Source organism: Halomarina litorea (assembly GCF_024227715.1).
In the GTDB taxonomy this organism is placed as follows: domain Archaea; phylum Halobacteriota; class Halobacteria; order Halobacteriales; family Haloarculaceae; genus Halomarina; species Halomarina litorea.
This window is the reverse complement of the sequence record NZ_CP100448.1, coordinates 2,503,231-2,522,094: the sequence shown is the minus strand read 5'-3', so window position 1 is coordinate 2,522,094 and position 18,864 is coordinate 2,503,231. Positions and strand designations below refer to the sequence as shown.

Annotated in this window: 19 protein-coding genes; 4 read left to right on the top strand and 15 right to left on the bottom strand. The window is 69.6% G+C overall.

What is annotated here, in order from left to right; translation table 11 throughout:
- The 8 genes from NKG96_RS13965 to NKG96_RS13930 form a co-directional block, all read right to left on the bottom strand.
- Nucleotides 1–375: a translation initiation factor IF-5A gene (locus tag NKG96_RS13965; RefSeq protein ID WP_254535593.1), complete on the bottom strand. Its 375-nt coding sequence runs from the start codon at nucleotides 373–375 to the stop codon at nucleotides 1–3.
- Between the two features lie 373 nt (nucleotides 376–748).
- On the bottom strand, nucleotides 749–922 hold the full coding sequence (locus NKG96_RS13960) for a hypothetical protein (RefSeq protein ID WP_254535592.1): 174 nt from the start codon (nucleotides 920–922) through the stop codon (nucleotides 749–751).
- Nucleotides 923–1,036: 114 nt separating this feature from the next.
- Nucleotides 1,037–2,104, bottom strand: coding sequence for an aminotransferase class I/II-fold pyridoxal phosphate-dependent enzyme (locus NKG96_RS13955; RefSeq protein ID WP_254535591.1), 1,068 nt, complete (start codon nucleotides 2,102–2,104; stop codon nucleotides 1,037–1,039).
- 41 nt (nucleotides 2,105–2,145) lie between these two features.
- Nucleotides 2,146–3,900: an ABC1 kinase family protein gene (locus NKG96_RS13950; protein WP_254535590.1), complete on the bottom strand. Its 1,755-nt coding sequence runs from the start codon at nucleotides 3,898–3,900 to the stop codon at nucleotides 2,146–2,148.
- A 143-nt stretch (nucleotides 3,901–4,043) separates the two neighbouring features.
- The gene (locus tag NKG96_RS13945) at nucleotides 4,044–4,406 is read right to left on the bottom strand and encodes an Hsp20/alpha crystallin family protein (RefSeq protein ID WP_254535589.1); all 363 of its coding nucleotides are present in this window, start codon (nucleotides 4,404–4,406) and stop codon (nucleotides 4,044–4,046) included.
- Between the two features lie 97 nt (nucleotides 4,407–4,503).
- Nucleotides 4,504–5,310 (bottom strand): E3 ubiquitin ligase family protein, encoded by an 807-nt coding sequence (locus NKG96_RS13940; RefSeq protein ID WP_254535588.1) that lies wholly within the window; start codon nucleotides 5,308–5,310, stop codon nucleotides 4,504–4,506.
- An 83-nt stretch (nucleotides 5,311–5,393) separates the two neighbouring features.
- Nucleotides 5,394–7,454 (bottom strand): bifunctional metallophosphatase/5'-nucleotidase, encoded by a 2,061-nt coding sequence (locus tag NKG96_RS13935; RefSeq protein WP_254535587.1) that lies wholly within the window; start codon nucleotides 7,452–7,454, stop codon nucleotides 5,394–5,396.
- A gap of 130 nt (nucleotides 7,455–7,584) precedes the next feature.
- Entirely contained in the window at nucleotides 7,585–8,784 is a 1,200-nt protein-coding gene (locus tag NKG96_RS13930) for a cytochrome P450 (protein ID WP_254535586.1), read from the bottom strand.
- A gap of 84 nt (nucleotides 8,785–8,868) precedes the next feature.
- Here NKG96_RS13930 and NKG96_RS13925 point away from each other — a divergent pair, with 84 nt between their 5' ends.
- The 3 genes from NKG96_RS13925 (at nucleotide 8,869) to NKG96_RS13915 (ending at nucleotide 12,474) form a co-directional block, all read left to right on the top strand.
- Nucleotides 8,869–10,101 carry a molybdopterin molybdotransferase MoeA gene (locus tag NKG96_RS13925; RefSeq protein WP_254535585.1) on the top strand — a complete coding sequence of 411 codons (1,233 nt, stop codon included), beginning with the start codon at nucleotides 8,869–8,871 and terminating at the stop codon, nucleotides 10,099–10,101.
- Nucleotides 10,102–10,272: 171 nt separating this feature from the next.
- The gene (locus NKG96_RS13920; RefSeq protein WP_254535584.1) at nucleotides 10,273–12,201 is read left to right on the top strand and encodes a molybdopterin biosynthesis protein; all 1,929 of its coding nucleotides are present in this window, start codon (nucleotides 10,273–10,275) and stop codon (nucleotides 12,199–12,201) included.
- Between the two features lie 60 nt (nucleotides 12,202–12,261).
- Nucleotides 12,262–12,474, top strand: coding sequence for a hypothetical protein (locus NKG96_RS13915; protein WP_254535583.1), 213 nt, complete (start codon nucleotides 12,262–12,264; stop codon nucleotides 12,472–12,474).
- A 12-nt stretch (nucleotides 12,475–12,486) separates the two neighbouring features.
- Here NKG96_RS13915 and NKG96_RS13910 read toward each other — a convergent pair whose 3' ends face one another.
- The 6 genes from NKG96_RS13910 to NKG96_RS13885 form a co-directional block, all read right to left on the bottom strand.
- Complete coding sequence (locus NKG96_RS13910; RefSeq protein WP_254535582.1) at nucleotides 12,487–13,137, bottom strand: HAD family hydrolase; 651 nt, start codon at nucleotides 13,135–13,137, stop codon at nucleotides 12,487–12,489.
- 27 nt (nucleotides 13,138–13,164) lie between these two features.
- Nucleotides 13,165–13,632, bottom strand: a complete 468-nt coding sequence (gene lwrS, locus NKG96_RS13905) for an LWR-salt protein (protein ID WP_254535581.1) — start codon at nucleotides 13,630–13,632, stop codon at nucleotides 13,165–13,167.
- 4 nt (nucleotides 13,633–13,636) lie between these two features.
- A complete protein-coding gene (locus NKG96_RS13900) occupies nucleotides 13,637–13,915 on the bottom strand; it encodes a 4a-hydroxytetrahydrobiopterin dehydratase (RefSeq protein WP_254535580.1) in 279 nt (92 codons plus the stop codon).
- Nucleotides 13,916–14,138: 223 nt separating this feature from the next.
- Complete coding sequence (locus NKG96_RS13895; RefSeq protein WP_254535579.1) at nucleotides 14,139–15,674, bottom strand: sodium:solute symporter family protein; 1,536 nt, start codon at nucleotides 15,672–15,674, stop codon at nucleotides 14,139–14,141.
- Nucleotides 15,671–15,907 carry a DUF3311 domain-containing protein gene (locus NKG96_RS13890; protein WP_254535578.1) on the bottom strand — a complete coding sequence of 79 codons (237 nt, stop codon included), beginning with the start codon at nucleotides 15,905–15,907 and terminating at the stop codon, nucleotides 15,671–15,673. Before NKG96_RS13890 ends, NKG96_RS13895 begins: the two co-directional genes overlap by 4 nt.
- 122 nt (nucleotides 15,908–16,029) lie before the next feature.
- Nucleotides 16,030–16,374 carry a tRNA-binding protein gene (locus NKG96_RS13885; protein ID WP_254535577.1) on the bottom strand — a complete coding sequence of 115 codons (345 nt, stop codon included), beginning with the start codon at nucleotides 16,372–16,374 and terminating at the stop codon, nucleotides 16,030–16,032.
- A gap of 197 nt (nucleotides 16,375–16,571) precedes the next feature.
- Between NKG96_RS13885 and dnaG the strand changes: the two genes are divergently transcribed.
- Nucleotides 16,572–17,978, top strand: a complete 1,407-nt coding sequence (gene dnaG / locus NKG96_RS13880; RefSeq protein WP_254535576.1) for a DNA primase DnaG — start codon at nucleotides 16,572–16,574, stop codon at nucleotides 17,976–17,978.
- A 158-nt stretch (nucleotides 17,979–18,136) separates the two neighbouring features.
- On the opposite strand, the gene NKG96_RS13875 is transcribed toward dnaG, so the two are convergent.
- A complete protein-coding gene (locus tag NKG96_RS13875; RefSeq protein ID WP_254535575.1) occupies nucleotides 18,137–18,742 on the bottom strand; it encodes a hypothetical protein in 606 nt (201 codons plus the stop codon).
- Nucleotides 18,743–18,864: the final 122 nt, after the last annotated feature.

The window sequence follows — 18,864 nt, the reverse complement described above, 5'->3', positions numbered from 1 at the left end:
TTATACGATCTTCCGCTGGTCCTCGTACTGGAGGAACTCGATCTCGTCCTCGTTGGCGGCGTCGACGCCGTCGGGGACGCGCATCGTGAACGTCTCGTACGTCTCGAGGTCCATCACCTGCATCTCGCCGTTGTTGGCGGAGACGACCTGACCCTGCTTGCGGTCGATGATGGGGACCCACACCTTCGCGTCGACCGGCTGCGTGAAGTTGCGCTTCTTGCTGTCGAAGACGCCCTTGCCCTCGACGCGGGCCTTCGCGCTGCCGTGCTTGCCCGGCTTCGCCGTGCTGTAAGAGTTGATGACGCAGGGGACGTCCTCGATCATGACGTAGCTCCCCTCCTGCAGGTCGCGGACCTCGGTCTGCTGTTTCGCCATACGTCCGGGTTTCAACCCTGTCCAGATAAACGGTACGGAACCACTTTTTTCGTCGTCGGGTGTCCCCGCGGACGCCTCCGGCGTCCGATGTGGACACCACTCCTCGAAAAACCGCACTCAGTAAGCGCGCGGGACCGCCGGTCCCGCTGGCAACCAGGACGCGGAGCGTTCTGGTAACGAGGCTTCTGGGAGCCAGCGAGACGCGAAGCGTCTCGCAATGGGACTAAAAAGGCCGGACGTTCACTCGCGTTCGCTCGCTCACGTCCGGGGAATCGCGCCGCTTCGCGGCGCGAACGTCACCCTCACCAGTCGAGAGCCTCGGAGGCAACTCACTTCTCGTCTGTCCCGCCACGTCGTGCGTGTGACCGCTCGCCTACTGCGCTTCGGTCAGGTCCACGCAGTCGTCCGGGTGGATGCGAATCCACGCGCCCGACGCCTCCGTGTCCTCGCCCGGCCGTACGTCGTAGATGACGATGTCACCCGTGTCGGTCTGGAACGCCGCGAACTCGCCTTCCTCCTCCCCGTCGTCGATTTCTGGTGCGCTCATTTATCTCTCCTCTGTATGAATGTCTCTCTTCTATTGGTTTTGTTATCGGTGGGCTGATTGGCCGGTTCGCCGGTGGTAGGGACCGACTAGCGGGTCGTCTGGTGGACCGACGATTCAGCCGTGACGCGCGAGGAGGGCGTCCACGCGGGCGAGTCCCGCCTCCAGTTCGTCGGTGGCGAGGCCGAACCCGATGCGGAAGCGGTCGGGGTGGCCGAACGCCTCCCCGGGCGCGAGGACGACGCCCGTCTCCTCGACGACGTGCCGACAGAACGACTCGCCCGAGTCGAACCCCTCGGGGACGGTGACGAACCCGTTGACCCCGACGGGATCGAACCACGAGAGGTCGTGTCGTTCGACCCACTCGCGGGTGATGGCGCGGTTCTCGGCGGCGAGTTCGCGGTTGACCGCGAGGATGTCGTTCTCGCTCTCTATCGCCTGCCGGGCGAGGTGCTGGCCGAACTGCGAGGGCGAGATGGTCGTGTAGTCCTTCCAGTTCCACGCGGCGTCGACCACCTCCCGCGGCCCCGCCAGCCACCCGAACCGGAGTCCCGCCAGTCCGTACGACTTGGTCACGCTGGAGGTGGAGACGCCGAACTCGCCGAGCGAGGCGACCGGCGGGAGGGGCGCTTCCGCGAGCAGGCGGTACACCTCGTCACAGAGGAGGTACGCGCCCGCGTCGGCCGCGACGTCGTAGACGGCCTCCACGGTCGATTCGTCGAGGTACTTGCCGGTGGGGTTGTTCGGGTTGTTGAGGACGACGACGCCCGTCTCCGGGCGAATCGCCTCCTTCACCGCCTCGACGTCGAGGTCCCACTCGGGCGGGGTGAGGTCGACGGTGGTCACCTCCCCGAACGCGGCGGGGAGACTCACGAGCGACTGGTAGGTGGGCGTGACGACGACGGCGTGGTCGCCCCGCCCGACGAGTGCGAGGAAGGCGAGCAGGTTCGCCTCCTGCGCCCCGCAGGTGAACAGCACCTCGTCGGCGGGCCGGTCGTAGCGGTCGCCTATCGTCTCGCGGAAGGCGGGGTCGCCGTTCGTCGGGATGACGTAACCCAGTTCGCCGGGGTCGCGGTCGAACCGGGCGGCGTCCAGACTGCGGATGCCGCTCTCGGCGAGCATGATGTCGGCGTCGTGTTCGAACCGGGCGAACCACCGTTCGAGGGCGAAGGGTTCGACGTCCATGTCACCCGGTCGGCCCGCCCCGGGTTAACTGTGGCCGGCGGCTACGGGGCGTCCTCGCCGCCGACTCGCCCCGTCGGCGAGGCGGGCGGGGCGTCGTCCCCGTCGGAGCCGGTGGGGGTCACGTCGCCCGCGACCCCCGCCTCGTCCTGTCGCTCGCGCATCGCCTGCCGGGTGAACTGTGGCTGGGCGCGGATGCCCTTCTTCTCGCGGAACGAGCGATAGAGCAAGAACAGGCCGACGAGGGAGAGGGCCCCGGCGATGGCCGTCGCGTCGGGCTTCTCGAACGCCCACAGCAGGGCCGTCGAGAGGACCGTCGCGGCCACCAGCGCACCGAGGATGAGTCGCCTCGCGAGTCGTTCGGCGACCCCGTTGGCGTCGCTGATACGCGCCTGCACCGAGAGGTTGTCGCGCGTGACGGTGTCGAGGGTGTCCTCGAACTTCGGGAGGACGCGCACCGAGGACTGGACCGCCTGCCCCACCTCGTCCAGTCGGTCCTCGATAAACTCCTCGATGCCACGCTCGATGTGCCCCTCCTCCTGTAGGTAGCCGGTCGCTACCTCGATGAAGTCGAAGTCGGGGTCGAGGGTGACACAGACCCCCTCGACCACCGTCGCCACGCGCAGGACGAGCGCGAGGTTCGGCGGGAGTCGGAGGGGGAACTCGTAGATGGTGTCCTCGACCTGCGAGACGATCTGCTGGACGCGGTACTGCTCGATGTTCTCCCCGCGGGCGTCCGCGATGGCGAGTTCCATCACGTCGGCCATCGTCTGGCGGTCGGCCTGCGGGCTGAGGGTGCCCATCTCGACGAGGGCATCGAGGATGTCATCGATGTCCTGCCGGGCGATGGCACCGTAGAACTGGACGATCTTGTCCTGGATGAAGGGGTCGACGCGCCCGGACATCCCGAAGTCGTAGAAGACGAGGGTGCCGTCGTCCTGCACCGCGAGGTTGCCCGGGTGCGGGTCGGCGTGGAACACCCCGTCGTCGATGATCATCTGGAGGTACACCCGCTGGAGGTGTTCGGCGAGTTCCGAGCGGTCGACCCCGAGGTCGTCGAGGTCGTCGATGTCCGATATCTTCGTCCCGGGGACGTACTCCATCGTCAGGACGCGCCCCGTCGAGCGTTCGTCGACGACTTCGGGGATGCGGATGCGCCGGTCGTCGGCGAAATTCGAGCGGATCTCCTTCAGCATCGACGCCTCTCGGGCGTAGTCCATCTCCTGGCGGATGACGGTGGCGAACTCGTCGGCCAGCGTCTCCAGCGAGAACGACTGGGCCTCGCCCACGAAGCGCATCAGGAGCGGGATGGAGAACTTGATGACCCGGAGGTCGGCCTCCACCAGCGACTCGATGTTCGGGCGGCGGACCTTCACGGCAACTTTTCGGCCGTCGTACTCCGCGAGGTAGACCTGTCCGAGGCTCGCCCCGCTGATTGCCTGCGGGTCGAAGGCGGCGAACGCGTCGTCGATGGAGCCGAGTTCCGCGCGGACGACCTGTTCGGCCTCCGCCCACGGAGCGGCGGGGACGCTGTCCTGTAGCTGGGAGAACTCCTCGATGTACTCCGGCGGGAGGATGTCCGGTCGCGTCGAGAGCAGTTGGCCCAGTTTGATGAACGTGGGCCCGAGCGTGAGCATCGAGTCGAGGAGCTTGCGGGCGCGGTCCCGTCTGGTCGCACTCGACACCTGCCGGGGGCCGCCGAACAGCAGGAAGCGCCGCCGGTCGCGGGCGTACGCCAGCAGGATGGGCAGGAACTGGTAGGCGACGACGAAAAAGCGTCGGTACGCACGTACGTTCACGCGAAGCACCCCCGGTGCTGAGCGTGAGCGGGGAGCCACCCTGCTGCGACCGCGTTCACGCCCAGTGCCCCGCGATGCCGCTGTCGGCGCCTCGTTTCGCGCGGTGCCGGGGTCGGCTGACGGTGCGCGTCACGGGGCCGCGGTCACGCCTCGTCGTCGCTGATGGGAATCGACTCGTCGCCGGCCGCACTCGTCTTCGGCAGGCGGAGTTCGAGCACCCCTCGCTTCATCGTCGCCTCGGCGTCCTTGCCGGTGGCGTCCGGCGGGAGGGGCAGTTCGACGTCGAGGAACAGCGAGCGGTCCTCCTGCCGGTAGCGGAACTCCGGCGGCAGGTCCTTCTCGCGCTGGGCCTCCAGTCGGAGGCGACCGTTGTCGACGCGGGCGTCGACCGTCTCCGCGCTCGCGCCGGGCAGGTCCACGACGACGAGGTACGCCTCGTCCGACTCGAGGAGGTCCGCGAACACCGCGTCCGGCAGGTCCCGCAACGCATCGCGAAGGGCAGACATACTCCGACGTACTCCTGCGAGGGCGAAAAAGCCCCCGGTAGCGGCTCCGCTCACTCACTGTGCTTCGGTACCGATGCACACACCAACCGCCCCGCCCTCACAGGCCGGGGAGTCCGTTCACCCAGCCGAGGGAGAACCCGAAGAACAGCGCGAACCCGACGAAGAGGACGCCGATGACGAGCGGAATCAGCGCGCTCCGGACGAACCAGCGGACGACCCCCGAGTCGGTGGTGTCCGAGACGATGAACCGCCCGTCGCCGGGTTCCATCGTCGCGTTCACCTGTCCAACCGCGTCCCCGACGCCGGGGGAGTAGACCGGCGTCCCGTAGACGTACACCGGTTCGTCGGGGTCGAGGCGGGACTCGTAGTACCGGCGGTCGTCGCCCGTCGTGATGGAGAGCGGGCCGATGTCGAAGCTGGTGTCCTCCGGCCCGACGTCCCCGTTCGAGTCGATGAACCGCTGGATTCGCTCGGGCGGGCGCTTCCCGCCGTCGACGCGGATGGGCGACTCGTTCGCCAGTCTGAGGTCGACGCCGGCCGGGTAGACGAGGACGTTCGCGGTGTCGTCCTCGACGCGGAAGGGTACCGCCTCGGACCCGGAGGCGACGGTGACCCAGTGGGTGCCGTCGTCGTCGTGGCGTTCCTCCTCGACGCGCCACTCGCAGGCGAGACAGGGCGTCCCGGTGAACGGCGACTCGAACGTCTCCTCGTGGACGAGCGCCCGTCCCTCGATTTCGACGGGGCCGGAGACGTTCGGCAGGTCCGCGACGGGCGTCGGGTCCATCCGCGAGAGGCGGTAGGCGACGAACAGGTCGCGGCCGGCGTAGGCGACGAGCGCCAGGCCGACGAGGGCGAAGACGCCGACGAACAGCAGGCCGAACGTCTGGAGGGGGAGCGGGACCATGACCGGTACCGCGTCGTCGGACGTGATAAACGGTCGGGGGCGGCGCACGCTCGTCGGCGAGAAAAACAGGAGTTCCGGGTCGATTACGCGGCGACCGCGGCGAGCGACGCGCCGGTCAGCGCCTCCGCGTCGTCGGTCGATTCCTCTTCTCCGCCTTCTTCGTCTTCCTCGTCGCTCTCACCGTCGCCCTCGCTGTCCGCACCCGCGTCCTCGCTGGGCGCGTAGGTGAACACGTCGGCGTTCAGGCGGGCACCGTCGAAGTAGACGAAGTCGTACTCGGTGGTGGCGTACTCGCCGTACAACTGGAGTTCGGCGAACTCGCTGTCGACGAGCGACCGCACCTCCCCGTCGTCGAAGCGGACCGTCAGGCGGTTCCCGTTGGCGATCACCTGCTCGGCCTCGACGGTCTCACCGGCACCGTTGGCGAGGACGAACGTGCCCTCGCTGACGTTCTGGAGGCCGGCCGGGGCGTCGAACGTCAGCACGGCCTTCCCGTTGCCGTCCGCGAGGAGGAGTCGGCTGTCGAGGGTGGCGTCCACGCGCTGCATCCGACCCTCGACGGTCGGCGAGATGGTCTCCCGCGGGTCGACGTAGTCGACGACCGCCTCCGCGAGCAACTGGTCCGTCTCGCTGACGACCGTCGCGTTCTCGAGGGGGTAGCTGCTGCCGCCGCTGGCCATGTAGCTGTTGACCGCGACGGTGTACGTCGCCTCCTCGTCGAGGCGGACCCAGTTCGGGTCCTCGCGGGGGGCGTTGCGGTTCACGTACACGTCACGGATGGGGTCGCTGGCGTTCTCGTGGGGCACCCACTCGAAGCGGACGCCGGAGACCTGCTGGCTGACCTCCTCGCCGTACTGCTGGCCCGTCTCGCTCTCCAGCGTGACGAGTTGGCTCGCGAGCACCTCCTTCAGTTCCGCGCCCGTCAGTTCGACCGTGACGAGGGTGTTCGCGAACGGGAGCGTGCTGAAGACGTCGCCGCCCGTGATGGGGCCGGGACCGTACACCGCGTTCGAGCGAATGCCGCCGGCGTTCGTGATGGCCACCGTCGCGTTGCCCTCGGCGCGCATCGCGTCGGTGACGAGGTTGCCGTAGTTCGACTCCTCGTGGTAGTTCGTCGCGAACCGGGCGTCGAGCGCCACCGTCGAGTTCGTGAGGTTCTTGTCGAGGCTGGCGTTCGCGCGGTAGCCCTCGACGAGTCGCGAGGCCGTCTCGTCCTTCGGCAGGTCGTCGGTGACGTTGATGAGGCGGCCGTTCCACGCCGTCACGTCGCCGTTCTCCACCGTGAGGTTGAGTTCGCCGAGGAACTCCGCGCGGGCGACGGCCTCCGTGATGACGGTGTCGGACGTCTCCTGCGGCGGGTACTTCACCTCGTCGTCGCCGACTGCGATGACGTCGATGGCACCGGCGTCGGCCTCCGCGAGGTCCTTCGCCTCGGGGACGCCCGTGTGTGCCAGCGCGACGACCACGTCGACGTCCTTCTCTTCTTTCAGCATCTCAGCCGTCCGGGGACCGACCTCGCGGAAGTCCTCGACGGTGACGTTGCGCCCGGCGAAGTCGATGGTCGTCTTGCCGTACGTCGCGCCCTCGTCGACGAGGCCGATGAAGCCCACGCGGACGCCGTCCTTCTCGACGATCTCGTAGGACTCCGTGCCGTCGAAGGGTTCGCCGGAGGCGTTCTTGACGACGTTCGTCGCCAGCCACGGGAAGCGGGAGGCGTCCGTGACGTTCGAGATGGCCTCGTAGCCGTAGTCGAACTCGTGGTTCCCGATGACGTCGGCCGCGGGGTCCATCTGGTTCAGCACCGCGACGGGGAGTCGCCACTGACTCACCGGCGAGAGCGGGTGGGGTCCGATCTGGTCCCCTGCGCCCGCGACCACCACCGGATTGTCGATGGCGGCCCGGCGCTGTTCGACCAGTTCGACCAGTCGCGGGAAGTTCCCGTCCCGCGCCGCCGCGGTCTGGACGTCGTTGTACGTCAGGAGCGTGACCGTCGTGGAGTTGTTGGCGGCGTCCTGCGAGAGTGCCGGTGTCGATGTCGATGTCGATGCGTCAGTCGCCGAGTCGGCGGCCGCGAGGCCGACCGCCGGGACCGCACCGGCGGTGACCAGACAGCACACCAGGAGTAGGTGGAGTAAGCGTCGCATCCGTCGGAACGCTCGAACGCTCGTGTTTTAATGCTGTCTAATCCCGCGATGGTGGAGGACGTATCTCACGGGAGTCCAACGCCGTCCTTGGGCGAAAGATGTCGTACTGGAGGGCGACTCGTCTGCGGACCTACCGCTCGGTCAGACGGACCGGGAGCGACTCGACGCCGTAGATGAACGAACTCCTGACGGGCCGGAGTTCGTCCCACGCCGGGGTCACCTCGAAGCGCCCGAGCAGTTCCCGGAGGGCCACCGTCGCCTCCAGTCGGGCCAGTGGCGCGCCGAGGCAGTAGTGCGTGCCGTAGCCGAACCCGAGGTGCTGGTTCGGTCGCCGGTCCGGGACGAATGCGTCCGCGTCGGCGAACTGCGCGCCGTCGCGGTTGGCCGACCCGAGCCAGCAGACGAGGGTGTCGCCCTCCTCGACTCGCTGGCCCGCGAGGGTGACGTCCTCCCTGGCCACGCGGGTCATCGCCTGCACGGGCGAACGGTAGCGAAGCGCCTCCTCGACGGTCGTCTCCAGTCCCGACCGGGGCCAGTGGTCGGCGTCGGCGAAACAACGCACTGTGTTCGCCACGAGGTTCGTCGTCGTCACGTTGCCCGCGACGAGCAACAGCATACAGAAACCGAGCAGTTCCGTCTCGGTCATGTCCGCGTCCGCCTGCACGATTCGCGTCACGAGGTCCTCACGGGGGTCATCGCGCCGGTCCGCGATGAGGTCGCGGAAGTAGTTCGCCAGTTCCATCCCCGCCTCCATCTGTCGCTGCTGGAGGGCCTCCGCGTCGCCCTCCCCGTCACCTGCCGTCCCCTCGACGATGGTATCGGACCACTGCTTGAACTGCGCGCGGTCCTCGGCCGGGACGCCGAGCATCTTCGCGATGACGATGACCGGAATCGGGTAGGCGAGCGCCTCCACGAGGTCGACCTCGCCGCCGTCGGCGTCCGCCATGGCCTCGTCCAGCAGGCGGTTCGTCTCCGCCTCGACGAACGGTTCGAGGGACTTCACCGCGCTCGGGCGGAAGAACTCGTCGACCACGTCGCGGGTCCGGTCGTGTTTCGGTGGGTCCTGGAACAGCATCGTCTCCAGCATGAACGCCTCCTCGCCCCGTGCCTGGAACCCGGTCGCGTTACGCGGGTCCGTCGAGAACGTCTCGTCGTCGCCGAGAACCGCCTTCACGTCGGCGTACGAGAAGACGTCCCAGCACCCGCGGTCCGGGTCGCGGCGGACGGGCGACGTCGCACGCATCTCGGCGTACCAGTCGAACGGGTCGAGCCACGCGTCGCGAGAGGAGAGCGCGTCCGGGAACGTCTGCAGGGGGCCTGCGGAACTCACAGTATGTGAGTAGCTTCCTACTGACAAAACGGTGTCGGCCGCCCTGTCCCGCCCGTTTTTACCCGCCGAGACGAAGGACCGCCCATGACAGACGTCAGCGACTCCGGGTTCAAGGCCGTAACGCGGGTCGCGGAGGCACGGCAGCGCCTCCTCGACGCCGTGACGCCCCACGACCGGACCGCACGCGTTCCCCTCGAACAGGCCACGGACCGGGTACTCGCCGAACGGGTCGCCGCCCGGCGGAACGTCCCCCACTACGCCCGCGCCGCGATGGACGGGTACGCGGTCCGCGCCGAGGACACCTTCGGCGCGAGCGACCGCTCCCCGACCGTCCTCAGAGAGGGGGAGGCGATGGAACCCGGGACCGCCGTCCGCGTCCACACGGGGAGCGCCCTTCCCGACGGCGCGGACGCGGTGGTAATGGTGGAGTACACCGACCGCATCGGGGGCGAACTGGAGGTGTTCGACGCCGTCGCGGAGGGCGAGAACGTCGCCCCCGTCGGCGAGGACGTCGACGAGGGACAGACGCTGTACGACCCCGGCCACCGCCTGCGCCCCTCCGACCTCGGTCTCCTGAAGTCGACGGGCGTGACGGGAGTCGAGACGTACGACCGCCCCACAGTGGGCGTGATTCCGACCGGCGAGGAACTCGTGCAGGCTGACCCCACGCCGGGCGAAGTGATCGAGACGAACGGTCTCACCGTCTCCGAGTACGTCCGGCGCTGGGGCGGGGTCCCCACCTACCGCGACGTGGTGACGGACGACGAGGCGGCCCTCCGGGCGGCCATCCAGCGCGACCTGACGAAGGACGTCGTCGTCACCACCGGCGGGTCCTCCGTCGGTGAACGCGACCTCGTCCCCGACGTGGTCGAGGAACTGGGCGAGGTACTCGTCCACGGCGTGGCGCTCAAACCCGGCCACCCCTGTGCGCTGGGCGTCGTCGAGGACACCCCCGTCGTCATGCTGCCGGGCTACCCCGTCGCCTGCATCGTCAACGCCGTCCAGTTCCTCCGACCCCTCCTCAAGCACGTCGGCCACCTGCCCGCGGTTCCGCACCCCACGAGGCAGGCCCGCCTCGCCCGCAAGGTCCGGAGCGAACCCGGCGTCCGGACGTTCGTCCGCGTCTCCGTCGAGGAGTCGGGGGACGGCGCTCCCGAGGACGGCGCGCACCCCGAGGCCACCCCCACGCGGGCGGGCGGGTCGGGCGTCCTCTCGTCGGTCGCCCTCGCCGACGGGTGGGTCGTCGTCCCCGAGGCGCGCGAGGGCATCCCCGAGGGCGAGACGGTGCCCGTCGAGGACTGGGAGTACGCGCCGTGACGACCGCCGCGTCGGGGGTCCCGTCCTCGACGGGTCGGCGCGAGCGGGGGCGACGGCCCCCGCGAAGACACAAGTAGCGCCCGCGACGACTCGGGGACATGACGACTCGTCCCCCCGCGCACGCCGTCGCGGGAACGCGTGCCAGCCCCCGACCACCCCGACGGAGGGACCATGGCCGAGCGTAAGGAGTTCCGCGACCTCGCGACCCCCGAGGCCGCTCACGAGGCCATCGCCTCGCTGGACCTGACGGGCGACCCCGAGATGGTCCCTCTGCGGGAGGCGCGCGGGCGCGTCCTCGCGGAACGGGTGGACGCGACCATCGACGTCCCCGGGTTCGACCGGGCGAGCGTGGACGGCTACGCCCTCCGCGCCGAGGACACGTTCGGGGCGGACGAGGTCGACCCCGCCGTCCTCGAACTCGCCGGCGAGGTCCACGCGGGGACCGAACCCGCCGTCACCGTCGAACCGGGCACCTGCGCCGAGATATCGACCGGTGCGGTGGTCCCCGACGGGGCGGACGCCGTCGTGATGGTCGAGCGGACGGACGCCGTCGAGGAGGACGGGACGACGCGAATCCAGATACGGACGGGCGTCGCGCCCGGCGACCGCATCATGTTCGCCGGGGCGGACGTCGCCGCCGGGGAACGGGCGCTCGGACCGGGAACGCGACTCACGGCCCGCGAAATCGGCCTCCTGAGCGCGCTCGGCGTCGACGAGGTGTCCGTTCGGGGTCGCCCCCGCGTCGGCATCGTCTCGACCGGCGACGAACTCGTCCGGCCCGGAGAGGCCGTCGACAGCGGGGCCGGACAGATCTACGACGTGAACAGCTATACCGTCGCGGCGGGCGTCGAGGAGGCGGGCGGCGAGGCCGTCCTCTACCCCCACGCCGGGGACGACTACGACGCGATGGAGGACATCCTGCTCGAAGCGGCCGACGAGTGCGACCTCGTGCTCTCCTCGGGGTCCACCAGCGCCAGCGCCGTGGACGTCATCTACCGGGTCATCGAGGACCGCGGGGAGTTGTTGTTACACGGCGTCGCGGTCAAACCGGGCAAGCCGATGCTGGTCGGCCGACTGGACGACTCGGCGTACGTCGGCCTCCCCGGCTACCCCGTCAGCGCGCTCACCATCTTCCGGACGTTCGTCGCACCCGCCGTCCGTCGGGCGTCGGGCCTCCCGGAACCCCGAACCGCCACCGTCGAGGGACGGATGGCGACCGAGGAGCGCTACGCCGAGGGGCGACTGCGCCTGATGCCGGTCGGCCTCGTGGAGGCCGGTCCCGACGAGGAACTCGCCGGGCAGGACGTGGGTGGCGAGACGCTCGTCTACCCCGTCGACAAGGGGTCGGGCGCGACGACGAGTCTCGTCGAGGCCGACGGCATCGTCGAGATGCACCCGGACACCGAGCGACTGGACGCCGGCGAGCGAGTCGAGGTGCGCCTGTTCTCGCCGGACGTGCGCGCCCCGACGCTGTTCGCCGTCGGCGAGGACGACCCGGCGCTCTCGCGCCTCCTCGACCGCCTCGACCGACCTCGGTTCCTCGGTCTCGGGAGCCGCGAGGGCCTCCGCAGACTCCGGAACGGCGTCCCGGACGCCGCCGTGACGACCACCGGCGGCGACACCGAGTTCCCGGCCACCGACCTCGGCGCGTGGACCCGCGAGTGGGGCCTCGTCGTCCCCGAGGGCAACCCGGAGGGAGTCGAGGGGATCGACGACCTCGTGGACCGCGACCTGCGGTTCGTCAACCGCACCTCAGCGTCCGGCCTCCGGGCGAGTTTGACGGACGCGCTCGCCGAACTGGCCGAGGAGCGCGGCGAGACGCGCCACGACCTCGTCTCGGCCGTCGACGGCTTCGAGGTGGCCGTGCGGGCACACGAGAGCCCCGCCCGGAAGGTGCTCGCTGGCGACGCTGACGCGGGTCTCGGCCTGCGAGCCACCGCCGACCGCCTCGGACTCGGGTTCGCCCCCGTCGGCACCGAGACGGTGCGCGTCCTCGGGAACCCGGACCGAGCGGAGACGTCGGGCGTGCTCGCGCTGAGGAGCGCGCTCACGGCGATGGACGACGTGCTGGCGGACCTGCCGGGGTACGGCCGTCCCTGAGTGTCGCCGGCAAAGGCTTGAAACGGCGGGACTGCCTCCGCTCCGTATGGTGATGCCCCGATGAGTTGCGACCACGAACTCGACGCCGAGTTCCTCTACCCCTCCGACGCCGCCGTCCTCGACCTCTTCGAGGAGGACGACGACATCCACATTCGGTTTGCGGTCCCCTGCCCGGAGTGCGACCTGGCTCTGGAGCTGACCGCTCGCGTCGAAGAGATGGACGAGGCAGCACTCAGCCTACCGCTCGACGACGCCGAGGACGTCTACGACTGACGGCGCTCGCGCTCAGTCGCTCGCGGAGGCGCCGGTCCCGAGCAGGTCGTCGAAGCTCGTGACGCGGCGGTCCCCGAGGACGCAGGACCCTCGGCGCTCGTGGCCGTGGCGCTCGACGTGGATGCCGTCGAGACCGGCGTTCCACGCCGCACCCACGTCCTGCGGGCCGTCGCCGACGAGGACGCCCCGGTGGTCGGGGCCGACGCCGAGGTTCGTCATGGCCAACTGGACCGGCGCGGGGTCGGGCTTCCAGCCCAGTTCGTCGTCGCAGCAGACGACCGTGTCGAACCAGTCGCTGATGTCGAGAGCGTCGAGCGCCGCGTCCGCGAGACGCTGCTGTGAGTGGGTCACCAGCCCCGTCGGGCGGTCGAGGTTGGCGACGGACGCCGCGTCGTCGTAGACGAACGAGTGCTCGGCGCGGGCGATGGGGTCCTCGACGGCGTGGAACGTCGCCCAGAACTCGGTCGGCTCGAACCCCCAGCGGCGGAGGAGTTCGTCGCGCGACCCGCCGAGGCCGTGCCAGAGCAGTTCGGCCTCGCGTTCGGTGAACGGCCGACCGATTCGGTCACCGACCTCCCGCATCACCTCGTGGACGTAGTCCGGTTCCACGTCGATGAGGGTACCGTCGAGGTCCAGCAACCAGAAGTCGTAGGCAGTTCGCATTCGAGGGGCTCTCTAGTCCCTCTGGAATCAAGAACGTTCCGGGCGGACGTGGATGGAACTCCCGAGGTAGTTCTTCAGCACCTCGTCGGCGCTCCTCGCGTTCCCGAAGGTGCCGCCGTCAGCGTCGAGTTCGTCGCCGATGGCCGCCTCGAGTGCGTCGAGGTACGCCTCGGAGGTCCGGAGTTCGCTGAACGAGACCGACTCGACGGTGATGCCGCTCCCCTCACCGGTCGGGCGGGTGCGCGCACCGCGACCCCCGAGGGCCTCCTCCGCGAGGTCCCTGACGTGGGTAGCGTCATTCGCCTCGCCGCGCCAGAGGTTGTCCCGGAAGAAGAGCCACCCCTCCTCGCCGGGCGGGTCGGCGGCCCGTTCGAGCGTCGTCTCGAAGGTGTTCGGCGAGAGGCTGACGCCGGAGGCGGCCGGGTCGAGGCGGAAGCGCACCCGGAAGACGTAGGCGGCGTCGCCGGGGGCGCGCTCCTCGGTTCCGTCGGTCATCGTCCTACTCGCTGATGTCGTCGAAGCGCTCGGCGAGGTCGATGTCCTTGTCGGTGACGCCGCCCTCCTCGTGACTCGTCAGGCGCACCTCGACTTCCTTGTACCCGATGGTGATGGTCGGGTGGTGAAAGGCGTCCTGCGCGACGCCGCCCGCACCGGCGGCGAAGCCGACGCCCCCGAGGTAGCTGTCGAACTCGTAGGTGCGGACGATCTCGTCGCCCTCCCGTTCCCACCCGTCGGGCAACCGCTCGGAAATCTCGTCGTCGGACAGTAGGTCTGCCATGTCCGGCGGGACGCGCGCCGGTCGGATAAAGGTAGTCGCGGCGACGAGTGCCGCCGCTTCTCCGAAGTTGTGGCGAGCAGGCGACACGCCGCGGACCCACGGGCCGTCGTGTCGCGCTCCGGTCGCGGGGGACGCCCGCTCGCGGTCCGGGGTCGCCCCCGCGGCCCGGCCCGTGGCGTGGGTCAGGACACGGCGGGGGTGCCCCCGGCATCGTATATAAACCTCAGTCCGCCCGGAGGCTCTCGAAGTAGACCGCCCGTTCCTCGCTGCTCGCCGGGGAGGTGACGGCGCTGACCCCAACGGTGAGGAGGAGCGAGAGGGCCATCCCGACGAGTTGCGGTGCCCACCCGAGGTAGAAGGCGGCCCCGAGGCTCGCGAGGCTGGCCTCGCCGGCCAGCCCGAACAGGTCGCGGACGAGGGGAATCGTGACCGCGACGTGCGCGAGGTAAAAGGCCTGACTCCCGAGGACGCCCGCGAGCATCCCCGCCTTGGTCGTCCGCCGCCAGTAGAGGGCGACGATCACGGGGAGCGCGAGCTGTGCGAAGCCGCCGAAGGCCGTCTCGCCGATGACTCTGAGGGTGGCGCCGGTCGTGAGGCTGAGCGCGTAGGCGACCAGTGCGAACGCGGCGACGCCGAGACGGGCGACGAGTGCCTCGCGGTCCGGGCGGCCGAACAGCGGGCGGTAGACGTCCCGCGTGAGGTACGACGCCCCCGAGAGGAGCATCGAGTCCGAGGAGGACATCATGGCCGCGAGCGCGCCCGCGATGACGAGCGCCGCGAACCACGTCGGCGTGAACGCCTCCAGGAGGATGGGGAGGACGTTCTCCCCGGCGGGCACCTCGACGCCGAGGCCGCGCGCCCACGCGCCGAGCATGAACGCTGGGACGAACAGCAGGAGGACCAGCACGGGCCAGAGCGCGAACGTGCGCTTGAGGGTCTCCTTCGACCCGGCGGCGAAGAAGCGCTGGTTGATCTGCGGGAACATAGTGACGCCGAAGGCGATGTAGATGGCGGTCGAGATGACGTACTGCGGGGTGTAGAGACCTCCGCCGAGGCCGAGGAACTCGGGGGCGACGTCGCCGAGGCGGGCCGTCGCCGCGCCCGCACCGCCCACGGAGGAGAGGACCCAGAGCACGGCGATCCAGACGACCGAGAGCATGAACGCGCCCTGCAGGGTGTCGGTCCACGCCACCCCGCGCATCCCCGAGATGGCGACGTACAGTATCATGAACACGGTGATGGCCCCCGCGCCGGCCCACACCGGGACGGCGCCGTTCGTGAGGCCGCTGAGTGCGAGGCCCGCGCCGCGTTGCTGGAGCATCACGTACGGCAGGAGCCAGAACAGGGCGATGCCGGCGACGGCCATCCGCAGGGCCGTAGAGCCGAAGCGGTCGCCGAGCATCTCGCCGAGGGTGACGTACCCTCGCGCCCGCCCGACGAGCCACTGCTTGTAGCCGATGACGTACCAGAGGACGGCGAAGACGACGCCGTCCATCACGCCCATGACCAGTATCCACTCGGGTCCGGCGTTGTAGGCGATGTTCGGCCCGGCGAAGAACGTGAACGCCGAGAGGAGCGTCGCGAACGTCGTGAAGAGGAGGACGACGGTGCCGAGGGTGCGACTCGCGAGGTAGTAGTCCTCGGCGGTGTTGTCGGTGAGGCGGTAGGCGACGACGCCCACCGCGAGGGCGACGAGGAGGTACGCGCCGACGACGCCCAACTGGAGGGCGAGGTCGGACTGGAGCGGGAAGGGTGTCACGCCCGGTCACCTCCGACTCCCGACTCGGCGGGCGCTTCGATACCGACCCCCCACGCACGTGAGGCGAAGACGGCGAAGACGCCCGCGGTCACCACCATCCACCCGACGTGCCACCAGAGCCACACCGGGAGGCCGAACGCCACCGTCGCGTCCCCCCAGAGGAACCACGGGACCGAGAACACGACGAGAATCGTGAAGACGGCCGCCCAGCCCAGCGCGTGTCGACTGACCATTACCAGCTCGAATAGTATTCACAGCACCTAAAGATTACTGTCATTGCCAACGGTCGTCAGTATTGGAGAAGAAAGTTCTTCGAAAAGCGCGAGTGAGTGGCGGATGTCGGTCGATATCCGTCTCAGTACACCCGCGTCCCGTTCTCCACCTCGCGCTCGGGTTGGAGGTGGACGACGCCCTCCGGTCCATCGACGCCCGTGACGAGACATTGGCTCTCGAAGCCCGCGACGTTCACCGTCCCGAGGTTGACGACGGCCACCACCTGCCGCCCGACGAGTTCGTCCGGCCGGTAGCAGTCGGTCAGGCCCGCTGCCGACTGCCGCCGTTCGGACCCGAAGTCCACGACAAGCTTGTAGACGTCCTTGCGCGCCTCGGGGAACGGCTCCGCGGAGACGATCTCGCCGATCCGCATCTCGACGTCGTTCAGGAAGCGTCCGGGGTCGATGTCGGCCTCGTCGATACCCATGGCGGGCGCTCACACGCGTCGGGTATAGTCGTTCCTGCGCCGCGGATGGGCGACGGGACGACGGCGGGCCGCCTCGCGTCCGGCGCGGCCCGTACGACGTGGTCCGCATCCTTTATACATCGACCGGTACCATTTTATACCGTAGCCATGCGTCCGCGCGTGGCATTCACCATCACGCCCACACGGGCACTCACATCATGCAAGACACCGCGAAATACCTCATCCACGCCGACATCACCGCCGAGGGGGTGGTCGAACGCTCGGACGTCGTCGGCGCCATCTTCGGGCAGACCGAGGGGTTACTGGGGGACGACCTCGACCTTCGGGACCTGCAGGACTCCTCGAAGGTGGGCCGCATCGACGTCGAGATCGCCTCCGAGAACGGCCAGTCGTTCGGCACCGTCACCATCGCCAGCGGCCTCGACCAGGTGGAGACGGCCATCCTCGCCGCCGCCCTGGAGACCATCGAACGCGTCGGCCCCTGCCGTGCCACCCTCGAGGTCGCCCGCATCGAGGACGTCCGCGCCGCGAAGCGCCGGGCCATCGTCGACCGCGCGAAGAGCCTCCTCGGCGAGGCCTTCGACGGGTCGATGCTCACGAGTCAGGAACTCATCGAGGAGGTCCGCCGCTCCATCCGCATCGAGGACATCACCGAGTACGAGGGCTTCCCCGCCGGTCCGCGCGTCGCCGACTCCGACGCCATCATCGTCGTCGAGGGCCGGGCGGACGTCCTGACGCTCCTCCGATACGGCATCAAGAACGCCGTCGCCGTCGAGGGAACGAACGTCCCGCAGGCCGTCGCCGACCTGACGAGAGACCGGACCGTCACCGCCTTCCTCGACGGGGACCGGGGGGGCGACCTCATCCTGAAGGAACTCGCGCAGGTCGGGGACGTGGACTACGTCGCCATCGCCCCCGCGGGCCACAGCGTCGAGGACCTCGACCGCGCCGCCGTGATGCGTGCCCTCCGCGAGAAGGTGCCCTACGAGTCCATCGAGGGGGCCAACACGCCGCGCGAAGCCGTCGCCGCCACCGACGGGAGCGCCCGCCCCGCACCGCCGGAGACGACGGCCGAACCGGAGCCAGAAACGCCCGATGCCGGGACGGCCACGCCCGACTCGCCCGCCGGTGAGTCGGGGGACGCCGCGTCGGACGGTCCCGTCGTCACCGAGGTCCGGGAGTCAGTCGAGGACCGCGCGGAGACCGCCACGGACGAGGCGGCCGACGCCGAGAGCGAGGACGCGGAGACAGCCCCGGAGGACGCCCCGCCCCGCGACCCCGAGTCGCTCCGCGGGCACGTCGAACAGGTCGTCGACGGGGAGACTGGCCTCGCGCGCCTCCTCGACGACGAGGCCGCCACCCTCGTCGAGGGGGCCGCGGGAGAGGCGTTCGACCTCGTCCGCGACGCCGGGACCGTCCCCGACGCCGTCGTCGTGGACGGCGAGGTGACCCAGCGACTGCTCGACGTCTGCGCGCAGCGGGGGGTCGACCAGGTCGTCGGGCGCTCGCTCGGGGAGTTCGTCAAGCGGCCCACGAGCGTCCGGGTGCGGACCGCGGACCAGTTGCTCCGCCCGGAGACGGGCGCCGAGTCCGACGCCGACTGAGCCCCGAACCGTAGCCGCCCTCCGCTCGCGTCCGGGCGACCCGTCTAGCTGGCCGGTCGTTCGCCGACCGATACGGCGTGAGTTCCCACTCCGGCATCCTCAGCGACGTATCGGGGGCGTCTCCGAGACGGAGCGAGCCCGTCGCGCGACGGCGTCGGTCAGAGCGCGTACCCCTCCTTTCGGAGCGCGTCCTCGGCCGTCTGGTCGAACCGCTCTCGGAGGGCGGGTTCGAACGCTTCGGCGCGTTTGTCGGACTCCACCAGTTCGACGCGCTGGCCGTCGCCGTCGGTCCCGACACCGGTGACGCGGTACGTCTGGGTGAACTTCCGGCCGTCGCTCCCGTAGAGGATCACGACGACCGATTCCCTGCTCATCTCCCCCTCGTGGTCCGCGGTTTTCGTCCCCCCGACGACGTTCGTCCGCTCGAAGTCCGTGAGGGTCGTGCTGAGTCCGCCGGTCGCGAGTTGCCGTTCGAGCGAGTCGCGCTCCCACTCGCGTCGCTCACCCGTCTCCTCGTCCGTCCCGACGACCGTCTTCCGCCCGATTCGTTCTACCGTCCACCTCTTGAGGGTCGAGGAGTCGAGCTCCTTCTCCGCTCGCGAGCGGACGTCTCCTTCCCGGATGACGTCGCCCTCTCCGACGCGGATGTACTGCGGGGTCTCGGCGGGTACGTCGATGAATATCTCCCCCGATTCGGTGTTGACGAGTGCTTCGACCCCGTCGATGGTCCGGGAGATCAGTTTCCGGACGCTGTTGGTGCTCATTGGTATCAGCCATACCCATTGGTTCGGTAGCTATCTAAGGGTGGCGGCGCACGGCCCTCAACCGGGCCGAACCGGCACGGCACGACCGGACGGAGTCGAGACCGCTCGATGAGCGGCCCGCC